Source organism: Caballeronia sp. dw_19, from assembly GCF_018449515.1.
Taxonomy (GTDB): Bacteria; Pseudomonadota; Gammaproteobacteria; order Burkholderiales; family Burkholderiaceae; genus Caballeronia.
Window position 1 is genome coordinate 1 of record NZ_JAAVUQ010000148.1, and the last position, 249, is coordinate 249.

At 53.8% G+C, this 249-nt stretch carries 1 protein-coding gene; it reads right to left on the reverse strand.

Annotated features, from left to right (window positions below):
• Nucleotides 1-22: 22 nt before the first annotated feature.
• Nucleotides 23-249, reverse strand: a 227-nt coding sequence (locus tag HB376_RS40665) for a hypothetical protein (RefSeq protein WP_213769320.1), incomplete at its 5' end; no start/stop codon positions are given.

Here is a 249-nt window from a genome sequence, read left to right on the forward strand (position 1 = left end):
TTGCTAAGGAATCCAAATGGCCTCACACATATTTACGGTCGCGGTTTCTTGGTGGGTTGGCTCCCCGGTCTACGCGCCTATATTCACGCGTCACAGCCCGATGCGGATTTACTACTTCAGTTTTTGGTGAGTTTGCTGCACGGCCTAGACAGTTATTTTCGTTGGATACGGCCTTACGCATCTTCGCGGCCCCATTTCTTGGCAGGTTGGCGGCGTGGTCCGTCATGCGTACAAATTCGGCGGGAGGTC